Origin of the sequence: Tautonia sociabilis, assembly GCF_003977685.1 — a bacterium.
Taxonomy (GTDB): domain Bacteria; phylum Planctomycetota; class Planctomycetia; order Isosphaerales; family Isosphaeraceae; genus Tautonia; species Tautonia sociabilis.
This window is the reverse complement of record NZ_RYZH01000003.1, coordinates 204271-227022: the sequence shown is the minus strand read 5'-3', so window position 1 is coordinate 227022 and position 22752 is coordinate 204271. Positions and strand designations below refer to the sequence as shown.

13 protein-coding genes and 2 tRNA genes are annotated in these 22752 nt (G+C 69.9%); 2 read left to right on the top strand and 13 right to left on the bottom strand.

Annotated features, from left to right (window positions below; all coding sequences use genetic code 11):
• Positions 1-55 precede the first annotated feature (55 nt).
• The gene (locus TsocGM_RS03010) at positions 56-1651 is read left to right on the top strand and encodes an ATP-binding protein (protein ID WP_158633345.1); all 1596 of its coding nucleotides are present in this window, start codon (positions 56-58) and stop codon (positions 1649-1651) included.
• A gap of 14 nt (positions 1652-1665) precedes the next feature.
• Here TsocGM_RS03010 and TsocGM_RS03005 read toward each other — a convergent pair whose 3' ends face one another.
• The 10 genes from TsocGM_RS03005 to TsocGM_RS02960 all read right to left on the bottom strand — a co-directional run bounded on the left by TsocGM_RS03005 (position 1666) and on the right by TsocGM_RS02960 (position 18084).
• Positions 1666-1962: a hypothetical protein gene (locus TsocGM_RS03005; RefSeq protein WP_126723827.1), complete on the bottom strand. Its 297-nt coding sequence runs from the start codon at positions 1960-1962 to the stop codon at positions 1666-1668.
• Positions 1963-2314: 352 nt separating this feature from the next.
• On the bottom strand, positions 2315-3319 hold the full coding sequence (locus tag TsocGM_RS03000) for an ROK family protein (protein ID WP_126723826.1): 1005 nt from the start codon (positions 3317-3319) through the stop codon (positions 2315-2317).
• A gap of 76 nt (positions 3320-3395) precedes the next feature.
• Positions 3396-6752 carry a hypothetical protein gene (locus tag TsocGM_RS02995; protein ID WP_126723825.1) on the bottom strand — a complete coding sequence of 1119 codons (3357 nt, stop codon included), beginning with the start codon at positions 6750-6752 and terminating at the stop codon, positions 3396-3398.
• Between the two features lie 119 nt (positions 6753-6871).
• Positions 6872-9364, bottom strand: a complete 2493-nt coding sequence (locus TsocGM_RS26755; protein ID WP_233578209.1) for an endonuclease MutS2 — start codon at positions 9362-9364, stop codon at positions 6872-6874.
• Positions 9365-9519: 155 nt separating this feature from the next.
• Complete coding sequence (locus TsocGM_RS02985; RefSeq protein WP_233578208.1) at positions 9520-10146, bottom strand: HEAT repeat domain-containing protein; 627 nt, start codon at positions 10144-10146, stop codon at positions 9520-9522.
• Between the two features lie 561 nt (positions 10147-10707).
• On the bottom strand, positions 10708-11091 hold the full coding sequence (locus TsocGM_RS25730) for a hypothetical protein (RefSeq protein ID WP_158633344.1): 384 nt from the start codon (positions 11089-11091) through the stop codon (positions 10708-10710).
• Positions 11092-11581: 490 nt separating this feature from the next.
• Entirely contained in the window at positions 11582-12910 is a 1329-nt protein-coding gene (locus TsocGM_RS02975; protein ID WP_126723823.1) for a nucleotide sugar dehydrogenase, read from the bottom strand.
• 74 nt (positions 12911-12984) lie between these two features.
• Positions 12985-13614 carry a hypothetical protein gene (locus TsocGM_RS02970; protein WP_126723822.1) on the bottom strand — a complete coding sequence of 210 codons (630 nt, stop codon included), beginning with the start codon at positions 13612-13614 and terminating at the stop codon, positions 12985-12987.
• Between the two features lie 25 nt (positions 13615-13639).
• Entirely contained in the window at positions 13640-16987 is a 3348-nt protein-coding gene (locus TsocGM_RS02965; RefSeq protein WP_126723821.1) for a UTP--glucose-1-phosphate uridylyltransferase, read from the bottom strand.
• Positions 16988-17088: 101 nt separating this feature from the next.
• Positions 17089-18084 carry a UTP--glucose-1-phosphate uridylyltransferase gene (locus TsocGM_RS02960; RefSeq protein ID WP_233578206.1) on the bottom strand — a complete coding sequence of 332 codons (996 nt, stop codon included), beginning with the start codon at positions 18082-18084 and terminating at the stop codon, positions 17089-17091.
• 153 nt (positions 18085-18237) lie between these two features.
• Here TsocGM_RS02960 and TsocGM_RS02955 point away from each other — a divergent pair.
• Positions 18238-18311 (top strand) — tRNA-Asp (locus tag TsocGM_RS02955).
• Between the two features lie 570 nt (positions 18312-18881).
• Here TsocGM_RS02955 and TsocGM_RS02950 read toward each other — a convergent pair.
• From TsocGM_RS02950 to TsocGM_RS02940, 3 genes are all read right to left on the bottom strand, one after another.
• Positions 18882-18954, bottom strand: a tRNA-Ala gene (locus TsocGM_RS02950).
• 73 nt (positions 18955-19027) lie between these two features.
• Positions 19028-20851, bottom strand: a complete 1824-nt coding sequence (locus TsocGM_RS02945; protein WP_158633343.1) for a DUF1570 domain-containing protein — start codon at positions 20849-20851, stop codon at positions 19028-19030.
• Between the two features lie 336 nt (positions 20852-21187).
• Complete coding sequence (locus tag TsocGM_RS02940; RefSeq protein WP_233578205.1) at positions 21188-22519, bottom strand: fucose isomerase; 1332 nt, start codon at positions 22517-22519, stop codon at positions 21188-21190.
• Positions 22520-22752 lie beyond the last annotated feature (233 nt).

The following is a 22752-nucleotide window of genomic DNA, read 5'->3' as shown; positions in this document are numbered from 1 at the left end:
GCCGGCTCGCCGGGCCGGAGCACGGCCCGGCCCAATCGGGAAGGAGCCCGATCGGGTGCGATGGCCTGCACCGACCTCCGGAGACGCCGGCCCGCTCCGGGCCCGGCTCGAACGGCTCGACGGCCTGCCCCTCCGGCCCTCGACCGCCCGGTCGCTGATCTTCGGCTCCCCTAAGGAGGCCGCGACCCTCGACCCCGCCTGGGCGCTACTGGTTTCCGCTCGGGGGGAGGACGAGGCCCGCCGCCTCCTGCCCGACTGGCCTCACTGGCCCCCCTGCGGCCCCCGGGCGGCTGCCGCCCGGGACCACCTCTGGCGCTGCTCGGTTGCCGCGGCCACTGCCGCCCGGTCCCTCGACGGCGATCCCGACCCCGAGGCCTCCTCTCGGCTCGCCCTGCTGCTGCCGATCGGCCTCTGGGCCCTCGCCGCCGTCGACCCCGACCGCCTTGCCGACTGGCTCGACGCCCGGGACCCGGCCCGCCGCGGTCTCCTGGAACGCTCCTGGTTCTCCCGGGATCTCCGCGGCCTCGGCCTGCTGCTCGCCCATCGGTGGGGATGCGACCCGGCACTGGTCGACGTCCTCCGATCCGTCGATCCCACGCGGCCGGCCGGCCCGTCCTCCGCCGCCGAGCCCGACCGGATCGCTCGCGTCCGAGCCGCCCTTCGCCTGGCTTCCCGGACCCCCTGGGCCCTCTCCCCTCCCGACCGGCCCAGCGAGCCGGACGATCCCCGACGCCGTTGGCTGATCGCCACCGTCCAGCACCGAACCGCCGGAGGCCTGCTGCCTTCCCTCGACCAGGACGACCTCGCCCCCCTGCTCCGAGAGGCCCTCCGCCTGAGGGACCGGGTCGATCGGCTCGAGGAGGGGCTGGCCGACGGTCAGGACCAGTCCCCGGCCGCCGTCGGCCCTGCTCTCCCCCCCGAGGCGCCCGGCCTCCCCTCGTCCCAGGTCCTCGACGCCATGGCCGAGTTCGCTGGCGGGGCCGCCCACGAGCTGAACAACCCGCTGGCGATCATCGCCGGCCGGGCCCAACTGCTCCGATCCCGAGAACCCGATCCCGACCGGCGGAAGGACCTCCAGACGATCATCGACCAGGCCCGTCGGGCCCACCAGATCCTCCGCGACTTGATCTACATCGCCCGTCCGCCGGCGCCCCGCCGAGTGCCTTGCCTCCCCGATCAAGTGCTCCGAGCGGTCGTCGACGACCTCCGCGGTGAGGCCGATCGGAGGCAGGTCGGGCTGGTGTTCCGGCCGGGGAAGGCAACCGGCGCCGTCCTCTCCGATCCGGACGCCCTCCGGCACCTGGCGGACGCCCTGATCCGCAACGCCCTGGAGGCGAGCGCCCCGGGAGGGCTGGTGGTCGTGCGATCGATCGGCGAGGCCCGATCGATCTCCTGGATCGTCCGGGATTCCGGCATCGGGCTCGACCGCGAGCGAGCCTCCCGGATGTTCGACCCCTTCTACTGCGGACGAGAAGCCGGGAGAGGGCTCGGCCTCGGGCTGCCGAGGGTCGCCCGGTTCGTGCGGTCGATCGGGGGCGCGATCCGGTGGAGATCGGCCCCGGGGCGCGGCACCATCCTCCGGATCGACCTGCCGGTCGAGACGGACGGCGAGCGACTCGGAGACGGCTCGAGGCTGCGGGACGTCGGTTGATCGGGAGGCCGAGATCAGGCGATGCAAGTGGTCCAGACCATCTGGTCGGCGATCTCGTGGCAGTCCGAACAGAGGAAGGTCACGTTCAACGGCTCGTCATAACTCCAGTGGTGTCGCTGGAGCCGCTGGCGACGACGGCACCAGGTACACACCTTCGGCCGGGTGATGAGCCCCAGCTGCTCGGCCAGCGCCGCCGCGTAGCGGGCCGACCGCGTCCTGATGCGGCGGGGCTTGCCGGGATGGAGGCAGATGTCGAGGTGACGCCGGAGCCGGAGGAACTTGGCGCGTTGCCGGTTCGGGCCTCGTTTCATCGTCGCATTCCCGCGAAGGAACCTTGGGACCAGCCAGGACGGCGACTGCGGTTCCCACTCCCTCGGCGGCGCTCCGCCCGGAGGCTCTCCTGCGACCGACGCTCCGATCGGGTTGTCACCGGAAGCTTACCGCAAAATCGGGGCCAGGGCCAACCTTCCCAAGCGTTTCGATTGTATCGACCTGTCCTCCTGTGGGCCCGGGGAGCGGCGGAGAGGGACTCGCCCGGGAGCTTCAGCGACCGACGACGGCCGGTCTGGGGACCGATCGCTCGGGGAAGAAGTGGCGAACGCCCGATCGGTTGCCATCCGATCAAGCAGTCTCGCCTCCTCGATCGGCATGGCGGAGCCACGCTCAGCCTGAGTGGACATTCTGGGGATGGGTGATCTGTTCCCGGGCGATGAGCGAGGCGCCGAGAACGCCAGCGTCGTCCCCCAGCTCGGCCTGCTCAATCCGGACGAGCCGATCGGGGTCGGCCATCGCCTGGGAGCGGGTGGCATTGCGGACCAGCTCGACGAAGGGGGGGCCGATCGCCTCGGTGACACCGCCGCCGAGGATGATGATCTCCGGCCCGAGGACGTTGATCAGGCCGCCCAGCGCCAGGCCGAGGAATCGGGCCGCCCGCTCGACCTCGTGGACCGCCACCGGGTCGCCGGAGCGGTAGGCCGAGGCCAGTTCCCTGCTCTTAAGGCGGGAGTGCTTGCTCTTGACCACCTCCCGGAGCGGAGTGGAGGCCCCCTTCTTCAGCGCCTTGTGCACCCGACGGGTGATCGCCGTCCGGCTGGCCAGGGCCTCCAGGCATCCCCGGCGGCCGCAGCCGCACTTCGGGCCTCCGGCCTTGACGATCAGGTGCCCGACCTCGCCGGCGTTGCCGGTCACTCCGGTGACGATCCGGCCATCCCGGATCAGGCAGCCGCCGATCCCCGTGCCGACGAACGCCGCGAGCACCTCCCGGTAGCCTCGGCCGGCGCCGAGGCGGAACTCGCCGAAGCCGCCGACTCTCACGTCGTTCTGGACGGCGACCGGCACGCCGAAGGCTTCCGAGAGTGTCGCCTTCAGCGGGAAGTCGATGACATTCAGATTCGGGCTGGAGCGGATCACCCCCGCCTCGACATCGAGCGGACCAGGAGAGCCGATGCCGACCGCGGCCAGGTGATCGGGACCGATGCCGGCGGCCTCGATCGCCTCCCGGCCGGCCTGGATCAGCGCCCCGCTCAACGCGACCGGCCCCTCCCGGGCCGGGGTCGAGACCTTCGATCGGCCGACGATCCGGTTCTCGGCATCGACGACGCCGGCCAGGATCTTCGTGCCTCCCAGGTCGATTCCCAGGACCAACGGTCCCTCGGACGGCATCGTCATCGGTCGATCTCCTCGGTTCGGTCTCTCGTGCGCCCGGGGTCGATGCTCGGGGCCTCCTGGGCCCGGTTCGTTTCAATCATGAGAGTAAGTCTGGGGAAACGGATGGGGTCGACTCCGTGTTCGGTTTTTGCAGACTCATCTCGTGGGACAGGTCGCGATGGAACCGCCGCCGATCCTCGGGCACGGGCACCCCGGTCGAAGCGATCGCGTCCAGGGCTCGGGAGATCGCCGTTCCGGACGGCAGCCCAAGTTTCTTGACAATCCACCGGGCCATCGATTCGAGCTGGATCGTGCCCCGACCGGGGTGTTTGAGGGCCAGAATGAGCCAGGCCACGAAGGCGGCTCGATCGGGCTCGTCGAGTTCCCACACGCGGGGCACATCCGTTGGGATCGTGTCGGGCTTGCTGGGATCGACCGATTTCCAGCGGGAGAGGTCCTTCCATCGTGCCTCGTCGGTCTTGCCCTTCCAGTGGAACTCGGTGAGCGCCCGAATGCATCCCCAGCGGAGTTGGGCGATCGAAGAAAGCTCGTTCCCGGGAGTGACGGCGGTTGGCTTCGGGACGGGAACGGGATCGACAAATTCGAGAGGGAAGTCAGGTTCGTTTCGGACCGAGGAGAAGGCGGGAGTCGGCTCTCGGCCGAGAAGCCAGGCCTCGACGCTCGGCACCTCCCGGGAGGAAGGGATCGGTGCCATCGGGACGAGCCGGGCGAACGCCGCTCGGGCATCCGAGATTTTGCCGTCCTTCGGTCCCGAATGCCACCAGTGGATCGGGCCGAGCGTCCGCAATTCCCGAGCGAAGGTCGGAACGACCTCGGCGAGCCTCGGGCCGTCGCAGGCGTTCAACAGGGCCTCGAAGAACCGAGCGGAGTGCTCTCCCTTGTCCAGCGTCAGCGACCAGCGCTGGGAGACCTCGCCGGCTCGCCGCACGGGCTCCTCGAGGAGTTCTCGACGGAGGTCCGGGGCAAGGGCTCGGTACCGCCGGGGATCGCGGAGCAGGAAGGAGCGGATCGCCCAGGAGTGCTCCGGCTCGTCGGCCCACCGGCAGCACTCGACCGCGATCGCGGAGGCAATGCCGTCGGGGGGCCAGTTGGGACCCTCGGAATCGGCAACCCCGAGGAGCCCTCGGAGTTGGTCCACGCGATCGGCCCAGGCGGCGGGCTCTCGGAGGAAGGGGAGGAGCAGGCCCGAGAGCGGGCCAGACAGGGGCGGAAGCCCCTCCGAGCCGGCATCGAACGCCCCAGGCCAGGCGAGGACGCAGCGTTCGAGGATGGGGCCGCTCGCCTCGAAGCTCCCGCCCGCCAGCCGATCAAGCAACAGGCCGAGGACCGGTGCGCGATCGTCGCTCGGAAGCCGCTGGAGCAGGTCGAGGCCGGGGTATTCCGGCGGGCCGATGATCAGCCGGGCGAGGACCTCCGCATCCGCGATCCGATCGAGGCTCCTCGACGACAGCCCCCCCGCTCGCTCGGCGGTTTCGATCCAGGAGCTCAGCGGTTCCCCGAGCTCGACCAGGCGGCGGGCCAATCGCAGCGGAGAGCCGATCCGGTCGAGATAGCGGTCGACCCACTCCGGCGACTCGGGTCGATCGGGGGTGCTCAATCGGAGCACGAGCGACTCCACCGCCCAGGAATACGCGACCGGCGAGGCATCCGGCCCCGAGGCGACCGCCAGGCAGACCGTCGCCAGCCGGGGCCGAAGAGCCTCGGGAGTGCGATCGCGGAGGGCGTCCCAATCGGGTCGTCGGATCTCCGTGGCGAGCAGGAGCCGGACGGCGGGGGCGAGCCAGTTCTGCCCGCCGAGGCCGGTCCTCGCAAGCGCCCAGCGCTCGAAGGCCGACCTCGCCTCCGGCGGGGCGTGCTCAATCTCGCCGCAGACGAACTCGACGATCGGCCGGGCCTCCGGGGAAGCACCGGCCTCGTCGGCGATCAGGTCAAGCGTCGCGGGGAGCGACCGGACGCGATCGATCGCGGCTCGGACGACGGACTCGAGCGCGTCTGCCCGGCGCTGCTCTCGGAGCAATCGGACGCCAAGTCGCGCCCGGAGCGGGAGCAGGACCTCGGGATCACCCCCTCCCGAGCGGTCGAGCCAGTCGAGCGCCTCGTGCGCCTCCTCGGCGGGGGAGGAGCGGATCAGTCCGTCGAGGAATCGGGAACGCTGGGAGACGGGGCTGATCTGACGCAGCGTCCTGGCGAGCACCCGGCTTCGGAAGGTCGGATCGCCCCGGCTCCAGAACCGAGAGGCGACGACCCCCCAGTGGGCGGCCTCCTCGAGACTGGAACGCGGCCAGGTCGAGGACGAGAGGGCAAGGGTCCAGAAGGCGATCTTCGCCTCTCGGTTCCGGTCGAGATCGCGGGGGGCGTTTTCCCACCAGGAGGGATCGCAGGCGTCAGCCAGTTCCGAGGAGAGGCCGGCCGCATCGGCCCAGGACGCCTGACGGGAGAGCCGGGCCCAGTCGAAGCCGGGGCTCGATGCCGATCCCGGTGACCTCAGGGCCTCGGCCTGGTGGATCAGGCCGTCGAGCCAGGCGTCGGACCAGAGGACGGCGGGATCGTCGGGGAGGCGGGCGAGTCGGCATCGGGCCTCGGTGGCAGTCCAGTCGTCGGCGTCCCCTGGCTCTCGTCGGGTGAGCCAGGCCGCCAGCGACCGGGCCCAGGACGGGGGAGGAGTCGCGGGCTCGAACCGGCCGGCGGCAAGGTCGGCGATGGGGCCGAGCCCGGCGAGGACCGCTCGGTTGAGCAAGGGGGACGGGACCGTTCCCTGGATGCGGAAGCCGCTGAGCTCCTCGGGACGGTCGTGGTAGGTCGAGAGGGTCAGCTCGCCTCGGAGAGCGGAGGGGAAGGCGAACGTGAGGGCGGCGATCCTCGGGCCGAGCCGATCGGGGGCGTCGATCAGGAAGAGGGCACGATTGGATCGAACCGCCTCGGCCACGGCGGCGAGCAGGAGGGCGAGGCTGTCCGGATCGAGATCGACCAGCGGGGCGACGTGCTCGAAGTCGGGAGGGACGGCCAGGGAGTCCCGGCCGATCACCAGGTCGTCGGGCCGGCGTCCCCGGCTGGGCTCGGGATCGGAGCGTCGCCAGAGGGGGAGGCCGAACAGCCCGGCGGGCCAGTGGGCGATCGCCTCGAACTCGTCGGGATCGAGGCGGATCCCGTGCGCGAAGTGCCCCCCGGGGCGTCCCCACTGGCCGCGCTCGGTCTCGTACTCCCGGGCTCGGGGCTCGAGCCAGGCGACCTCGGCCACGGTGCCGACCCTGCGGTATCGGAGCGTCCCCGGGGCCATGACCTTGCCGTTCGAGCCGGGGAGGAAGGCGCGAAAGGCAAGGTGACGCACATCGCCGGAGGCGGGATAGCCGGCCCCGATCCGCTTGATCTGGAACCCGTTGCTCGCCCCGAGGCCGTAGCCCATCGGGCACTGGGTATAGTAGATCTGCTCCATCCGGCGGCGGTCTCTCGCCTCGACATCACTCGGGAGCTCCCCTTCCCATCATAGCCGATCCGGAAGGAAGGAGGGTGGCCCGAGCACCTTGAGAGCGGGGAGGGGCGGGCCGAATCGGCTCAATCGGGGAACCCTTCCAGGCGGGTCGCGCTGCGGGGGGAGGGTCTGGACTTCGCGGGAGTCGGGGCGTCGGGCGTCTTGAGGACCTGGGGGATGAGCTCGTCGATGGTCACATCCCAGTTCATCTGGCCGATGGCGACGACGGCCTTGTTCTTCTTCGAGTCGACCCGGACGACGCGGCCGGGGCGGTCGTAACCGAGCCGGGGGACAACGACGCGGTCGCCGGGCTGGAGCCGGGCCCGGGACTCGGCGAGGCGAGCGTCGCGCTCGGCCTGGGACTGCAAATCGGCAAGCTTCTGGGCCAGGGCGGCCCGGGTGCGCTCGGCCTCGGCTTGCTGGGCCATCGCCTCCTGCCTCGCCTGCTCGGCCTCGGCCCTCATGCGCTGGACGACCTCCCACTCGGGAGAGCCGTCGCCCGCCTCCCGGCGGCGGTCGAGATACCAGGAGGCTCGGTCGACGAGGTGGGCGGGCATGGCGAGTCGCCGGGCGATCTGCAAGGCGTTGGAGGCGCCGATGTCTCCGATGTGCAGACGGTAGCGGGGCCGGAGCGTCTCCACGTCGAACTCGACCGCGGCGTTCTCGGCCCGGGGGTTGGAGAAGGCGTAGGTCTTCAGGTCGCCGATGTGGGTCGTGACGATCGCCCGGCAGCCGAGACGGTCCAGTTCGTCGAGGATCGCCCTGCCCAGGGCGGCCCCCTCGGCCGGATCCGTGCCGGCGCCGACCTCGTCCATCAGGACGAGCGAGCGGTCGGTGGCCTTCTTGAGAATCGCCGTGATGCGGCGAATGTGCGAGGAGAAGGTGGAGAGCGATTGCTCCAGGCTCTGCTCGTCACCAATGTCGGCCAGCACGTCATCGAACACCGGAAGCTGCGATCCCTGATTGGCCGGGATGTGCAAGCCGCACTGGGCCATGATCGCCAGCAGGCCGACCGTCTTCAGCGCCACCGTCTTGCCGCCGGTGTTCGGGCCGGTGATGACGAGGATGTTGAACTGGAGGCCGAGGTGGCAATCGATCGGCACGACCTCTCGAACGGGGATGTCGGGCTTCGGTCGGGAGGCCTCGGCCGCCGGCTGATCCGACGTTCGAGAGGGCGACCGCTGGCGATCGGCCGACGGGCTCCGCTCCCGGCGGCGCTGCTCGAGGGGTCGTCCGGAGAGGCCGCCCTTGAGGGCCGCCTCCTCGGGCTCCGGCGGGGGGAGATCGAGGCGTCGGAACCGCAGGGGAGGAGACGGCGGCTCGACGGCCTCCCCGGGGACGGCGGGGGCACCGACCGGGGGCTGGAAGAGGCCTCGATCGAACTGGTACTCCGGCTCGACCAGGGGAACCCGGCTGCCGACGGGGAGCTGGAACAGCTCTCGGGAGAACTCGGTCGGCTCGGGGGGACGGGGGCGAGTGCCGACCGGCTCCTGGTGGAAACCGACAGCGAACGAGGGAGGAGCCGAGGAGCCCTCGCCGACACCGACCGCTCCGGAGACGTCGGAGCCCACCGTCGGCTCCTCCGACTGGGCGGCCCTCGCCTCGGCCTCGGCGCGGAGGCGGCGGGCCTCCTCTCGGAAGAGGTGTTCGAGAATCGGATGACGGGCCCCTCGGAGGAGGAGGCGGCCTTCGGTGTTCAGGTCCGGCGGGGTCATCCGGTAGTCGATGCTGAACCGGGCCCGGCACAGGACCAGGTCGAGACCGGCCATCACGTCGAGGGTCGAGACGAGCGGATCGGCCACCTGCCCGACCTGGGCGCTGAGCCATCGGAGGATGCGGCGGATCTCCTTCGCCTCCTTGGCTCGGAGATAAGAAAGTTGGGCCGACTGCTCGGCTACGGCCAGGGGCTCGATATACACCGTCTCGTTGCTGGCACTGGTGCGATGGACCGAGCCCTTCAGCTCTCCTCGGAAGTCGCGGGCAACCGGGAGAACGTAATGTTGGCCGACGACGGTGAAGTTCGGGTAGCGGAGGATACGGCGGATTTCCGGGTTACGGAGCATCCGTCGGAGGGTTTCCTGGATGCGATCCTCGACGGAGCCGATCTCGCGTCGGATCTCGGAGAGGCGTCGGCTGGCGGTGTCGAGCACCAGGCCCCGGGGGTCGAGGCAGCCGTCAATCGCGTTGGCGACGCCGGAGAACTCGCCCACGTCCTGCTTGATCGCGCCGAGCCGAGGGAACGAGTCGCCGACTCGGGCGAGCCAGCGGTCCACCTCGGCGATGATCCGGAGGGAAGAGGCGATGTCGGCCAGCTCCTCGGCGGCGAGCGTGGCGCCGATGGCGGCGCGGCGGACCGGCCCGCGCACATCGATCAGGCCGGCCAGCGGAGGAGAGAGCCCGGCGGCCAGGGCGTCGGTCATCTCGGTCGTGAGGGCCTGGCGGTGGCGGACCTCGGCGACGTCGTCGCTCGGCTCGAGCGCCAGGGCGGCCGCGCGGCCCAGGGGGGAAGCGGCGTAGGAGGCGACCAGCGCGCGGACGCGGTCGAACTGCAGCAGCTCCAGCGTATGCGTGTCCATGACACCTCGGCGACACGGCCCCGGCGGGCCGGGTTCGGGACGATCCGGCTCGTGCGTGCGCGGTGGGATTGGCGATGCAGGCCCCGGCTGATTGTCTCATGAAGCGGAGCGCGCCTTCCACCCGAGTCGCCGACCGATCGCCCGATCGGATCGGCTTACCGGGGGGATTCGTCGCCGAGCCGGGAACGGGCGAGTTCCTCCCAGCGGTCGATCTCGAAGCCGAAATCCTCGCCGGTCACGTCCTTCAGGGCCTGATAGCTGGCGGCCCGGATGGCGGGGTCGGGGTTGCGCATGCCTTCGACCAGGGTCAGCCCGATGCGGGGATCGACCTCCTCCAGGTCGCCGAGCGCCTCGATGGCCGCGACCCGGCAATCTCGGCTGGTGTCGGCCGTCATCACTCGGGCGAGGATGGTGGCGTCCTCGGCTGTCCCGATCGCGCCGAGCGCCCGGCAGGCCTCGGCGCGGACGATCGGGTCCTCGGCCAGCGCGGCCTTGCGGAGGGCGGTCAGGGCCTCGGGGCGATCGAGGGCCCCGAGCGTCCGACAGATGGCCGCCTGCGTCGCGACCGACTCCTCGCCGCCTTCCAGCGCGGCGACGAGAAGGCCGACCGCCTCGGCCTTCTGCGATTCATCGTCGTAGCAGTTCGGATTGGAGAGCTTGGTGATGGCGGCATAGCGGACGTTCGGATCCTCGCTCTCCCGAATGTGCCGGAGAAAGCTCGACGCCGTCGTGCCGATGAAGCCGACCCCGGCGCACCCGGCGGCCCAGGGGGCGACAAGCATCAGCAGGATGATCGGCGCGATGATCGGCGATCGATGCGATCCGAGCGGTCGGGGAGGGCGGCCTTCCATGGACGGGTCCCCAGCGGGCTTCGGCGGTCTCGACGCGCCATCGGGCCTCGGCCTCGACGGCCGGGCCGGTCCGGTCCGATCCGGCCGGAGATCATCTTCGGAGCGGTCGGGGCGGTCAAGGCCAAGGAGAGCCAGAGCGCGGCCCTCCCCTGCCGCATCGGAGACGGCCGGGCTGGGAATGTCTCCGGATTGCCGAGCCCGGTCCCCACCAGGGATGCGACCGATAGCGGTCGATGATCGACCGCGAGGGGACGGGGTGCGATTGGGGTGGGTTCTGGGGAGACGCGCTCCCGATCCGAAACGGCGCGATCGGGGAAGGAGCCTCCCCCCAATCGTCCCGACCGTCGGGAGGCCGCATCGCCTCGCTCGGGGAGATCGGGCCTCACCGGCGGCGCCGAACGAAGGGAACCGAGACGAGGGCTCTGGGCGGACGCTCCTCGACGGCGGTGGAAGCGATGCCCGCCCAGGCCCGAGGCCGGGGCGGGCGTGAGGTCACTCGGCGGCCTTGGCGGCGAGGTGCTTCTTGCCCGCGGCGGTGGTCATGTAGGGATAGGAGCCAGACGCCTTGTCTTTGGCGCCGCGCTTGACCAGCTTCAGCTCGCGGAGCTTCTCGATCGACCGCAGCTCGGTCTTCTGAGCCGGGGTGTAGCCGGTGTCGCCGGCGGCGTCGATCAGGCCGAGGATCTTCTCCTGGGCGTCGCTGAGCTTCAGCGGCTTCTTGGCGGGAGCCTTGGCCGCGGGCTTGGTCTTGGTCGACGAGTCGGAGGCGGGGGTATTGGCGGCCTTCGGCGCCGCCGCCTTCCGCTTGGGGGTCGTCGAGGCCTTGGCCGAGTTGGTCGTCGCAGTCTTCTTGGTCGCGGTCTTCTTCGCCGCCATCGTCTCTCACCCTCAGTGGAAGGGAACCGTATGGGCCGGAACCGGTCCACCGGCCATGCTGTGAGTTTCTTAGCGAAATATATCACGCCTGGGAAGACGGCGAGTCGGCCCCGAGGCCCGTTTTCCCGCGGGATCCGGGCCCGAGGGGCCCGATCCCACCGCCTGGAACAGTGAGTGACGATTCAAATATTTTTTGAATTCGCCAAGGTTCATTTTTCTTGAATTTTCGATTCTTGTGAGGAATCCTCCGGAAATTCCGCGGTGTCGCGACGGCCTCGCCTTCCGCTCGGATCGGCGCGATCGGCCGGAGCGCTCTCCGATGGGGGGCAGGTGCGCGCGTCTCGCCCGGCCGGGAAAAAAATCGCGGATCGATCGGGATTTTCGCCACGAAACGCCCCGGGAGCGCGACTCGGAGGGCGCTGGCCGTCCATCAAGAGGTGCGGTCGTGCGCGATCCACCCCGCTGCCGTCCCGTCGTCCGGGCGCCGGCCTCAGGCGAGGACGATTCGATCTCGGCCCTCGGACACCCCTCGGGTCGCGTTGCGCGGATCGACCACGAGGGAGCAATGGCGGACGATCCAGTCCCAGTCGTAGCAGGAATGGTCGGTGCAGATCAGGACGCAGTCGGCGGCCTCGAGCGTCTCGGCTGTCAGCGCCACGCTGGAGAGGCGGATGGTATGGTGCCGCATCGGCGGCAGGGTGGGGATGAGCGGGTCGTGGTAGGAGACCTCGGCGCCTCCTTCTTGGAGCCGCTCGAGCAGCTCGAACGCGGGGCTCTCACGAGGGTCGTCCACATCCTTCTTGTAGGCGGCGCCGAGCACGAGCACTCGGCTGCCGTTGAGCGGCTTCCGGCGGGAATTGAGGGCGGCGACGACCTTGCCGATCACGTAGGCGGGCATGCTTGTGTTGATCTCGCCGGCCAGCTCGATGAACCGGGTCGGCTGGCCGTACTTCCGGGCGATCCAGGTCAGGTAGAACGGATCGATTGGGATGCAATGCCCCCCCAACCCCGGGCCGGGATAGAACGCCTGGAAGCCGAACGGCTTGGTCTTCGCCGCCTCGATCACCTCCCAGATGTCGATTCCCATGCGGTCGTAGAGCACCTTCAACTCGTTGACCAGCGCGATGTTCACCGAGCGGTAGGTGTTCTCCAGGATCTTGCAGGCCTCGGCGACCTCGCAGGAGGAGACGGGGACAACCCGGGGGACGACGGCGCCGTAAAGCTCTCCCGCGATGGCGAGCGAGGCGGCGTCGAGGCCTCCGACGACCTTCGGGATGCGACCGGCGGAGTGCTCCGGGTTTCCGGGATCCTCGCGTTCGGGGCTGTAGGCGAGGAAGAAGTCTCGGGAGGCGACGAGGCCGCCGGCTTCCAACTGGGGGCGGAGCACGTCTCGAGTGGTGCCGGGGTACGTCGTGCTCTCGAGCACCACGAGCTGCCCCTCCCGCAGAGAGCGGCCGATGGCCGAACCGGTCTTGAGGACCGCCGAGAGGTCGGGCTCTCGGTGCTCCCCCAGCGGGGTGGGGACGCAGATGAGAATCGCGTCGGCATCGGCGAGCCGGGAGAAATCGGTGGTCGCCTCGAACCGTCCGGTGGACCGCATCGCCGAGACTCGGGCGCTGTCGACGTGGCCGATATAGCTCTCCCCCCGGTTCAGGCGGTCGACCTTGCTCGGGTCGATGTCCAGCCCGAGCACCCGGAAGCCCGAACCGGAGAACAGCTCCACCAGCGGCAGGCCGACGTACCCGAGGCCGATGACGGCCACGACGGCTTCTCGGTCGGCAATCTTCCGGCTCCAGGACGATAGGTCGGGGGGGGCCATGCGTGGTTCTCGGTCGAGGTCGAGTCGAGGTCGAGCCCGGTCGCCCGCCGGCTCGAGCCGGCGGCCGATCGGGTTCATCGGCGGGGGGATGGGAGGCCGGACTCCCCTGGGGGCTCGCTGAGATCGGCGGCCGCGCTCGGGGTTCCGTGCGGGTCGATGCCGGAGCAGGAGGCACAGTCCTCGGGAGCCCAGGACGAGTTCCCGTCCAGGAGTCCTCCGGGGTCGGGGGCGTCGCGATCGGGTTCTCCGGCAGGCCGGCCGCAAACCGGGCAGCGCCCGGGACGGATGCGGGACCAGAGCGCGAGCAGGCCGGATCGCAGTGCGAGCAGGGCTCCCAGGATCACGATCTCGAGGGCGATCAGGTCGACCGGAACTCCGTCACCCCTGGCCGCGGTGGAGCCGATGTCGGCGAACGCTTGGAACCCGATCGCCAGCAGGGCGACGGCCAGGGCCAGCCCCGACGCCGCCAGCAGGATCGCGACCAGGCGTTCCCGGCCCCGTCCCGGGCGAAGGAGCACCATGGCCGTGATCGCCAGGGCGGCCGGGAGGCCAATCGCGACCCAGAAGATCACGGTCACGATCCCGAACGTCTTCTCCAGGCCCGACCGGGCCGCGAGCGCGAGGCTTCCCGAGACCACCGCGGCGAAGACCGGGACGGTCAAGAGCTGCGAGAGCGACAGTTGCGGGGGCGACTGCGAGGCCATCGGTCCCTCTCGCCCGGCGACTCGGTCAGCTCGGGTCGAAGGAGCAGAGCGATCGGACGTGGTCCAAGCTCCCGTCGTTGGCCCATCCGTCGAGCTGCGCCGGGTCCTTCAATTGTTGCCCGCGAAGGCGGTCCACGGCCAGGAAGGCGCAGGACAGATCCGGCAGGGCCGTCAGATCCCCCCAGAGCTTCTCGAACTGGGCAACCGGCAAGACGTCTTCCTGGGCGTGGCCCCAGCGGCGCTTGACGTCCTTGATCGTCACATAGGTCGGCACCCGGGCGGCCATTCCCCGGATCGCGGCGGCGACTCGGGAGGGGTCCCCCTCCAGGTCTCGGCGGGAGAGCCCGAAGGCGGCGAGCAGGCCGTCGATGTGCACCCAGGTCGTCAGCGAGTTGTAGTAGCGGAGCCGGAACTCCACGTCCTCCCTCGGCTGGGCGAGCCCTTCGAGGAGCCGGAGCCGGCCGTTGACCCGAGCCAGGCCGCCGCCTCGGTCGTCGATCCGGCGCGGGATGACCTCGAAGGCGAGCGTCGCCCCGGAGTCCCGGACCCGGGCGAAGACGCCGGGGTCGAGGTCGGCGCCGAGGGTGTCGATATTATGGACCAACAGCCAGGAGAGCCGGGGAAATTGCTTCAGCAGCGCGGCCATCGTGCCGTTGCGGAGCAGATTGGGCACCTCGTAGAAGTGCCCGGGCGGGTTGAAGCGTTGGAGCGGGACGTTGTCGACGTAGTCCGAGCCCTCTCCCTTCGCCTTCGCCCAGCCGAGGATGGCGCGGCGGGCAGCCTCGCGCACCTTTTGCTTGTTCTCATCGAGCGTCTCGTGGGCCTGTTCTTCCCAGAGGAACGTCAGGTCGCGAGCCATTGGGATGAGGCGCTGGGCGATTGACTGCCCCCGGGAGAGGAACACCGGGCCGTCGTGCCCGTAGTTCCCGGTGCGTTCGAGCGTGCGTTCGATGGCCGAGTGGGTCAGGTAGCTCGTCGTGACGACGTGGGGGATCGTGACACCGGAGTCCCGCATCGCCAGTCGAGTCTTGGCCAGATGGATCTCGAGGAAGCTGCGGTGCTGGCCGTCGAGCATCACGAACGGGTTGATCGCCTTGACGACACCGGCGCCGGTCGTCCACCGGCTCCCGACGCCTCCGGCAAGGCTGACGACGGCGACCTCGCCGTGGTCGGCGCCGAAGTCGTAGGGAACTCGCTCCCCGGGAGAGAAGCGGGCGTCGATCAGCTCGTCGTCGCGGACGTCCTGGATGTCGGTGTCGACGGGCAGGCGGTTGCGGGCCAGGCCGATCCGTCCGCGCTGCAGGTCCTCGCGAAGCTGCTCGTGCTGGATGGGGTCGAAGCCGTTCTCGCGTCGGATCCGATCGGCCTCGGCGTCCCAGCCGGCGGCGGTGGGGTCGGCGGCCGACCGGGAAACGGGGAAGAGCGTGTTGATCGTCGTGCGGAAGAGGCGGAGCAGTTCGCCGGTGTCCTTGCTTCGGGAGGCGAAGTGGTCGATGTCGATGCGACGCTGAGGAGGAACCTCGGTGTGCCCCTGGGCGATCATCCGGGGGATCTGCAGGGTGTAGTAGCGCGGGGGCATCGTGGCCGCGTCCCCCTCCAGCAGCTCGGCGACCGTCCCCTTCGGGTTGATGGCGAAGTCGTAGACCACGGGCTCCATGGCGAAGGGCAAGGCGGTATCGAGCCCGGCCTTCACCCGACGGAGGATCTCCAGCGCTTGGGCCCGGAACGCGTCTCGACGGTGCGGCGCGACGAAGAAGGCCATGCCGCCGCCGGACATGCCGCCGAGCATCAGGAAGCCCCAGAAGTCGTCTCCGAGTTGCGCCTTCGCCTCGGCGATGATCGACTCCGTGAAGCGGTTCGTCACCCAGGGGATGATCCGCTTGAGCGGCCCGTCCCAGTTCTCGGTCGTGAGTCGGCCCAGCGCGCGGACGTCGGCCGATCGGACGGCGGCGACGATCCGATCGAAGATGCGAAGGGCCTCCTGGCGGGCCTCCCACTCCCCTCGGCTGCGGAGGAGGTACTTCTCCGTGACCATGTTCAGGATCGGCCCGACGTTCTGGGCCATCCCTCCGTGGATCAGCACGAGGCTGTTCGCCAGCGCCTCGTGGAAGGGGGACGACTCCCCCTCGACATCGAGCGGCGTGTGCCTCGGCAGCAGTCGGCCCCGACTGACACCGAATTCCGGGTCGTCCTCACCGGAGGGGACGCCCTCGATCAGCTTCACCCCGGGGAAGATCCCGCCCGAATCCTGCCAGCCGCCGCCGGAGCCGCCAAGCCACTCGCCGAGGATGGCTCGGGCGACGACCACGGGCGCCTCCTCCGGCGAGAGGGGCCCGGTCAGGTTCCGGGTCTGGCCGGTGGCTCGCATAAGCAGGGTGATGAGCGACGCGAGCAGGTTCGTCGAGACGGCCAGCCGGGAGCCCTTCGGAATGTCATTGACCTTGCTGACCACTTCCAGGCCGTACCCGGGCCGCACGACCTGGTCGAGCACCTGGCGAAGCGTGGCCGAGGAGCCTTCCAGCGACGGCGGCACCAGGCCGGAGGCGATCACGCCCGCCTTGACCAGTCCGAGGTAGTCGTTGCCGAAGTTGAAGAGTTCCTCAAGCGAGTCGACGTCCTTGGCGTCGTTCAGGTCGATGCTGGAGAGGCGGAGCACGGGCTCGGCAATGACCCGGCAGTAGGTCTCGATCGGGGGGCGAGGGTGGTCGTCCCGGCCAAAGACGCCAAGGTCGACCGAAATGTTCAGGACCCGGGCCCCCTCGGGGTAGTCCATGCCAAGGAAGAAGATGTCGGACCAGCCGCTGTGCGACAGGTCGAGCCGCACGGGGGTGCGCTCCACGAGGATGGGAAAGAGGCCCTCGTCCCCTTCCCGGTCGAGCAGACGCTGGTTCAGCCGGAGCGGATGCTCGTCGGCCGACCCGACGCGGAACATCCAGCGGTTTCCCCGGCAACCGCGGACGGAGCGGCGGACCTGGTCGGCCAGGGTTTGCAGCGCGATCTCCTCGTAGGCCTTCGCCAGGGCGCTGGCGACCGTACCGTTCGGGCCGTCCTTCTTCTGCGCGAGCCGGAAGGCGGAAATCGCCTGCTCGAACCGTCGCTGCATCAGATCCTCGACCCCCTCCGCCGGGATGTACCCGGTGGCGGGCAGGTCGGGGGCGTCCTGAACGGCGTAGCGGTAGAGGGCATGGAGGAAGAGCGAGGCGCGGACGCGCTCGTACAAATTCGAGGCCCGACGGCGGAACGCCTCGAGCGCCTCGCAATGGTCGAGGATGGCGGCGGTCGGCAGCCCCTCGACCAGGGACCGGAGGGGACGGTCCCGGACGTCGGGGTCGGCCGAGGTGATCGTCTCGATCAGCGGGTTCGGATCAGCCATCTCGGGGTCCGGCTCGGCGGGAAGGGACGGCGGCCGACGCCGAGGGCGTGCCGACGCCATCGCGGGGTCTCGATCCGGGGAGGGTCGGCTCGCCCGTCGGCTCACAAGGGGGAGGCGGCCTCCCCGGCCCCCGGTGCGGTGAGGCCCTGCTGGAACCGGGCCACCGACTCGACCAGCAGGGCCAGCATCCGTTCCCGGTCGTCGCCGTTCAAGGCCAGGGCGACTTGGGCCTCCACGTAACCGAGGCGAACGCCCAGGTTGTGCCTGGTGCCCAGCGTCTCCAGGGCCAGGTACGACTCCCGGGCAGCCAGGGCGTTGAGTGCCGGGGTGAGCTGGATTTGCCCCCCCTCGGACTCTCCCCTTCGGACGAGGTCGTCGAGCAGCTCGAAGATCGTCGGCGTCAGCACGTGCATGCCGAAGAAGCAGAGGTAGTAGCCGGCCCTCAGCCCGGGGACCTGCAACCGAAGCTCGGCGAGCGTGGGGTTCGGCTTCTCGATGATCTCGTCGATCTGGTAGGCGTCGGGCCGGTCGTGCAGGCGACGCCCGGTGAGGGTGCCGTACTGGTGGATCAGGTGCTCCCTCGTCGCCTGGACGGCCGAGACGGCGCACTGCTCCTCCAAGGCCAGGTCGATCAACTGCCGGGCGCAGCGGCGAGGCTCCCGGGAAATGTAGAGGTGGTCCCCCAGCAGCAGCAGGAACGGCTCGTCGCCGACGAACGATCGCGCGCACCAGACGGCGTGGCCGTACCCCTCCGGCTCCTCCTGTTCGACGAAGCGGAGCCGAGACTCCAGCTCCGCCACCCGCCTCGCCTGCTCCTCGGCCCAGGCGACGCTCCGGAAGGCGGAGCGGAGATGCTCGGCGATGGTACGGAACTGCTGGCGGTAGCGCGCCTCGTCCCCCGGCGAGGAGACGACGCAAAGCTCCTCGATGCCGCTCTCCAGCGCCTCCTCGGCGATGATCTGCAAGAGCGGCTTCGTCAGGCCATCGCGGTCGACCAGGGGCAGCATGGCCTTCTGGACCGTGTCGGAGGCCGGATACTGCCGGGCTCCTCGCCCCGCCGCCGTGATGACCGCCTTGCGCACCTGCACCGCGCACACCTCCCGCCTCGGCCCCGGGCCATCCCCGCCCTTCGTCGCTCTCAACCGGGCGTCCCAGGGGTCGACTCAGGATAAACACCCCTCCCCAACTCGACAAGGGACCAGACGCTTGACGGCCTCCCCGACCCGAGATAGGATTAGGCCGTCCCGCGAGGGGATGTAGCTCAATTGGTTAGAGCACCGGCCTGTCACGCCGGAGGTTGCGGGTTCGAGCCCCGTCATCCTCGCTGACCCACGTGGTCACTCCCAAAGGACCTGGCGTCTCTGCCCGATGCGGGGCGGAACGATCCAAATCGAACGCCAGTCCGACGCTCGATTGGATCAGGATCGTGCCTCATTCTTGAGGCTCCTGTTCTCCTCTCCGACGCACCACCCTTTCCGCCAGGCGATCCCGACCCGGGACGGGACGGCGAGAATCATCACGTCGTGCGTCGCCACTCCGACGAGCCGAAGCCCACATCGCGACGTGTCATCGTTGAGCCCGATCGGTGGTCGCCTGTTGGATCGCGCAGCGGTCGTCCTGTCGGCACCGGCCGAGAACGCTCTCCGAGGTCACGCTCTGGAACGCTTCCCCAGCGGCCCGGTCGACGTCACCCTCCGTCCTCGCCTCGTCCCGGTGAAGCCACTCCTCTGGCTTCGTCACCGCCCCTCGATCGGCGAATCGTCCGAGCGGCGCTGCTGGCAACACCCAGCCCCGCTCCTTCGATAGCCACAATCCTCCCGGGAGGAACGATGCGGCTGGATGTCCATCACAGCCGCCAACCCATCATCACCGCATTTGGTTTCTCTTGCGAGAATGGAGACGACCGGGATCGAACCGGCAACCTCCTGCGTGCAAAGCAGGCGCTCTCCCAGTTGAGCTACGTCCCCGGATCCCCTCGGAGAGGGGGAGATGCTTGATTGTGACGGCGGGAGGGGGGGGAGGCAAGACGAATCGGCGGGGTTAAGGGGAAGAGGAGAGCAACCACGCCTCGCAGGAGTGTCGGGCGAGGGTGCGGGAGTCGAAGGGGGTGGCCCACCAGCGGACGGGCCCGCCGTCGGGGAGGGTCTGGGCGCGGACCCAGTGGTCGATCTGGATGGGGGACGGGGAGACGAGGACGGCGCGGCGGGAGCGGCCGGGGCCCATCGCCTGCTCGAATCGGACGCCGTAGAAGGGAACACGCTCGTAGCGGAGCGAGGAAAGGTGGGAGTCAATTCGCCGGGGGGCCTCCTCGGGAGAGAGGCCGAAGGTGTCGATGAAGAGTCGGAGGTGGTACTCCGGGGGGCGATATTCGAGCGGGGGATGGCGTCCGAGCGCGAGCAGGAAGGAGCGCAGCGCCTCGGGATGGCAGCGGGCCAGGTAGTGAGTCAGGCTCCAGGAGAGGGCGTAGTCGGTTGGGGAGAGCTCGGTCTGGAGGAGGAGGCGACGCACCCAGGAGGCGTCGAGCGCAAGCCGGCCCGGATCCTGGGGAGAGGAGGAGAGCACGGCGGGCGGGAAGGGGGCCAGCGAGGGGACGGGGTGCCGGAGGTCCATCAGGGTGGCCATGTGGAAGGGATTGACCCGCCCGAAGTTGCCTCGGCCGTAGTCTCCCCATCCTTCCGGCTCGTCGGGATCGGTGGGGAGCGTGGCGGTCGGGGCGAAGTATTCCGCCAGCCCCTCGACGAGCCAGGCCGGCCAGCACGACAGGCGGGGCTGGATCCCGATGTTCTGGAGGATCTGGTGGACCCCCTCGTGGGCGATCGCCTGCGGGCGACGAAGTCGGGCCAGCTCGGGAGCGAGGCGATCCTGGTCGGATTCCTCGAAGAGAATGATGCGGTTGGTCGAGCCCTCGTAGTAAGCCCGGACGTCGGGGTCGACCGGGCGGTAGGCCCGGAACGCCTTCTCGTCGGGGAAGATGATCGCGACCAGGGGGAACTCGGGTTCCGAGATGGAAAGGTCGCCGTCCTCGAGGCATTCGACGAGGTCGCGATAGAGCCCCTGGAGCAGGTCCGCGGCATCCTCAGCGAAGCGGTCGCTCCCCCTGGTGAGCACGAGATACGGCGCCCGTTCCACGACGCGGAACCCGCGGAAGGGGCCGCTCCGGAGAGCGAGGCTGAGCCTCCGGGAGGACCAGGGCTGGAAGGGGCGGGTGGTGGGCACCTCGCCGTCCGGCCAGCCGAGCGAGCCGTCGGGCAGCAGCACGATCGGGCCCATCGGGGTTCGGGCGTACAGCCGGCTGACCAGGACGCGACCGAACTCGTCGCCGACGAGCAACCTTGGGGGCTCGTTGGACGTCGGGGAGGAGCTCGGCGTCGGGATGGGAGTCTCCGGTTCGGATTCGGTCGGAGCGGGAGGGCCGGGGAGCGTCGGCGCCTTCAAGGTCGGGAGCCGGCGGAGGTCGGGGGAGCCGTCGTGCTGGGCGATCTCATTCGCCCGGAGGGCCTGGTGGGGGGCGTCCTCCAGCGGCTGGACACCGGGAGGGGGCGGCTCCGAGTCGGGAGCGGTGGTCGGAGCGACGGGGGAGGCTTCGAGCGGCGAAGGGACGGGCGGCCGCTCCTCGATCGGAGGCCCCGAATCGGAGGGAGGGGGAGGAGGCCCGAGGCCGTGATGGCCGGCAAGCGAGCGGCGAGGTTGACGGGCCTCGGGGGAAGGGCTGACGGCTGGGGGAGCGCCGACCCTCGTCGAGGACGGCCGAGCCTCCGGGCCAAGGCGGACGGCGTCTCGCCAGGCGTAATAGGAGATCACGGCCAGCACCGAGCTCAGCGTGAGCAGGAGGCCCGCCTCCCGAAGCCATCGGAGTCGGGCCATCCTGCGCAGGTTGGCCGGGGAGTAGGGGTCGGACGGACGGCCGAGGCGGGGGACCGGCCGACCGGCCTCACCGATCGATCCGGGAGGAGTCGTCGAGTCCGGGCCGGGACCGAGCCGCTCGGGCCGGGCACCGGCCCCGGGGCGGGGGACGCCCAGGCCTGGACTCGGGGACGACTCGGGGTGCATGGACGGCTGGAACCTCCGAGGAAGCGGGGCCGGACGGCCCGAGAGGGGGATCGAATCAAGTTTACCGGCCCGAAGGCCTTCGAGGAACACGTCCTTCCGCCCTGCCCTGGCCGATCCGAGGAGGGTTGGGGAGATCGCCCCAGACCAGGGTCACGACAGATGGTCTCTGGCCAGGATGCGCACCCGGAAGCCCATCGCCCTGCCCAGAGCGATCAGCTCGGCGAAGATGTCGCCGTAGGCCACGGCGACGTGATTGCTCATGTAATGGGCCATGATCGTCTCCTTCGAGCAGCCGAGGTCGGCGGCCATGAACGGCCACTGGCGGGTCGTCCCGCGCCACCAGGACTCCCGGACCTGCTCGGGCAGCGCGACCGACTCCCCCCGGCCGACGTCGAGCACCGGCTGCCCCTGGCGGTCGAGCCAGGCGCGGGACCAGGTGATCTTCCCCGGCTGGCTGACGCCGGCGAAGGTGCCGCCGGGGACGGGGAAGTAGCCGCTCGGCTGGCGATAGCTGTGGACGCCGGCCAGCGAGTCGACGTCGAGGTTGAACGCGAAGGCCGAGCAACTCCCGGAGTTGAGCAAGACCCAGAGGAACCGGCCGTCGTGCTCGGCCCCCCAGCGGACGTCGTGGAACATGACGGCGCCGGGGAGGCCCTTGGCCTCGAGCAGCCGCTTCATCAGCTCCATCGGGACGAGGTTCCCCTGGTCGGCCTCGGTGGCCGTGATCAGCGGGTGGCCGTCCCCCTCGGGGCGGGCGTGGGAATTGAGCAGCCCCTCGGCGAAGTCGCTCGGCGGCAACAGCTTCAGCAGGCCGAGCTGGTACTGCCAGCCAATGCAGTCGGCCTGGAACTCGCGAGCGAGGTCGAGCACGGCGAGGTAGCCGCGGAGCTGCTCTCGAGTGGCGGCCTCGGTGAAGTCCTCGGCGTCGGGTTCTCCCCAATGGAAGGTGACGCCGCGGTCGGTCACGAAGCGGAAGGCGTCCTCCACGCGGCGATCGTCAACAAGGCCAACTCGTTCCAGCAACCAGGCTTGATCGACCTTGTGCTCGCTGAATCCCAATGGGGCGAGCACTCGAGGGCCAAAATAGCCGTTGATCATCCCCATCGACGTGTCGCCCAACATGAGAGCGAGCACTCGCCGCGCGTGGATCCCATCGAGCACACGATGGGCGAGTGTCTCCGCCGCATCGGGAATCGTGCAATGGTCGTGGAGTTCGGAGCAGTTCTCTTCGATTCGGCCGGTCTCGCACCACTCGGCGAGTCGATCCATGAACGATCGGTCGGCGGTCCAGTCGTCGGCATCGGTCCAGATCCGGGACGCGGCCCGGCCGACGCTCTCCAACGAGGCGGCGGTGTTGAGCAGGGCGACCAGCCCCGGCCAGGTCCCGGAGAAATTCGAGGCCAACAGCAGCGGGTTCGATTTCCCGACGACCCCGTCAACCGTGTGCGGGGCGTAGGCCCAGTGGACGAACAGGCCAATCATGGGATCGTCAATCGGCCCCAGACGCTCAATCGCCTCACCAGGACGGGTCAGCGGTCCTTCAACAAGGTAAGGTACCCTGCCCAAAGACTGAAGCGCGGCGAACAACCGCGCTCGGGCCTCTTCAAACTGCGGACGAGCCCATTCGTTCGGCTTCGACCGATAATCGCCTGGCCAAAAGACGGCCACTTTGCTCGCCATGACCTCTCCCCCCCCAACTCGGACGGGACTATCGA

What these genes read in the sequence shown, in the direction of transcription:
- TsocGM_RS03005 (WP_126723827.1), bottom strand. Translation starts at nt 1,962, where the DNA reads ATGAAACGAGGCCCGAACCGGCAACGCGCCAAGTTCCTCCGGCTCCGG.
- TsocGM_RS03000 (WP_126723826.1), bottom strand. Translation starts at nt 3,319, where the DNA reads ATGACGATGCCGTCCGAGGGACCGTTGGTCCTGGGAATCGACCTGGGA.
- TsocGM_RS02995 (WP_126723825.1), bottom strand. Translation starts at nt 6,752, where the DNA reads ATGGAGCAGATCTACTATACCCAGTGCCCGATGGGCTACGGCCTCGGG.
- TsocGM_RS26755 (WP_233578209.1), bottom strand. Translation starts at nt 9,364, where the DNA reads ATGGACACGCATACGCTGGAGCTGCTGCAGTTCGACCGCGTCCGCGCG.
- TsocGM_RS02985 (WP_233578208.1), bottom strand. Translation starts at nt 10,146, where the DNA reads ATGCTTGTCGCCCCCTGGGCCGCCGGGTGCGCCGGGGTCGGCTTCATC.
- TsocGM_RS25730 (WP_158633344.1), bottom strand. Translation starts at nt 11,091, where the DNA reads ATGGCGGCGAAGAAGACCGCGACCAAGAAGACTGCGACGACCAACTCG.
- TsocGM_RS02975 (WP_126723823.1), bottom strand. Translation starts at nt 12,910, where the DNA reads ATGGCCCCCCCCGACCTATCGTCCTGGAGCCGGAAGATTGCCGACCGA.
- TsocGM_RS02970 (WP_126723822.1), bottom strand. Translation starts at nt 13,614, where the DNA reads ATGGCCTCGCAGTCGCCCCCGCAACTGTCGCTCTCGCAGCTCTTGACC.
- TsocGM_RS02965 (WP_126723821.1), bottom strand. Translation starts at nt 16,987, where the DNA reads ATGGCTGATCCGAACCCGCTGATCGAGACGATCACCTCGGCCGACCCC.
- TsocGM_RS02945 (WP_158633343.1), bottom strand. Translation starts at nt 20,851, where the DNA reads ATGGCCCGACTCCGATGGCTTCGGGAGGCGGGCCTCCTGCTCACGCTG.
- TsocGM_RS02940 (WP_233578205.1), bottom strand. Translation starts at nt 22,519, where the DNA reads ATGATTGGCCTGTTCGTCCACTGGGCCTACGCCCCGCACACGGTTGAC.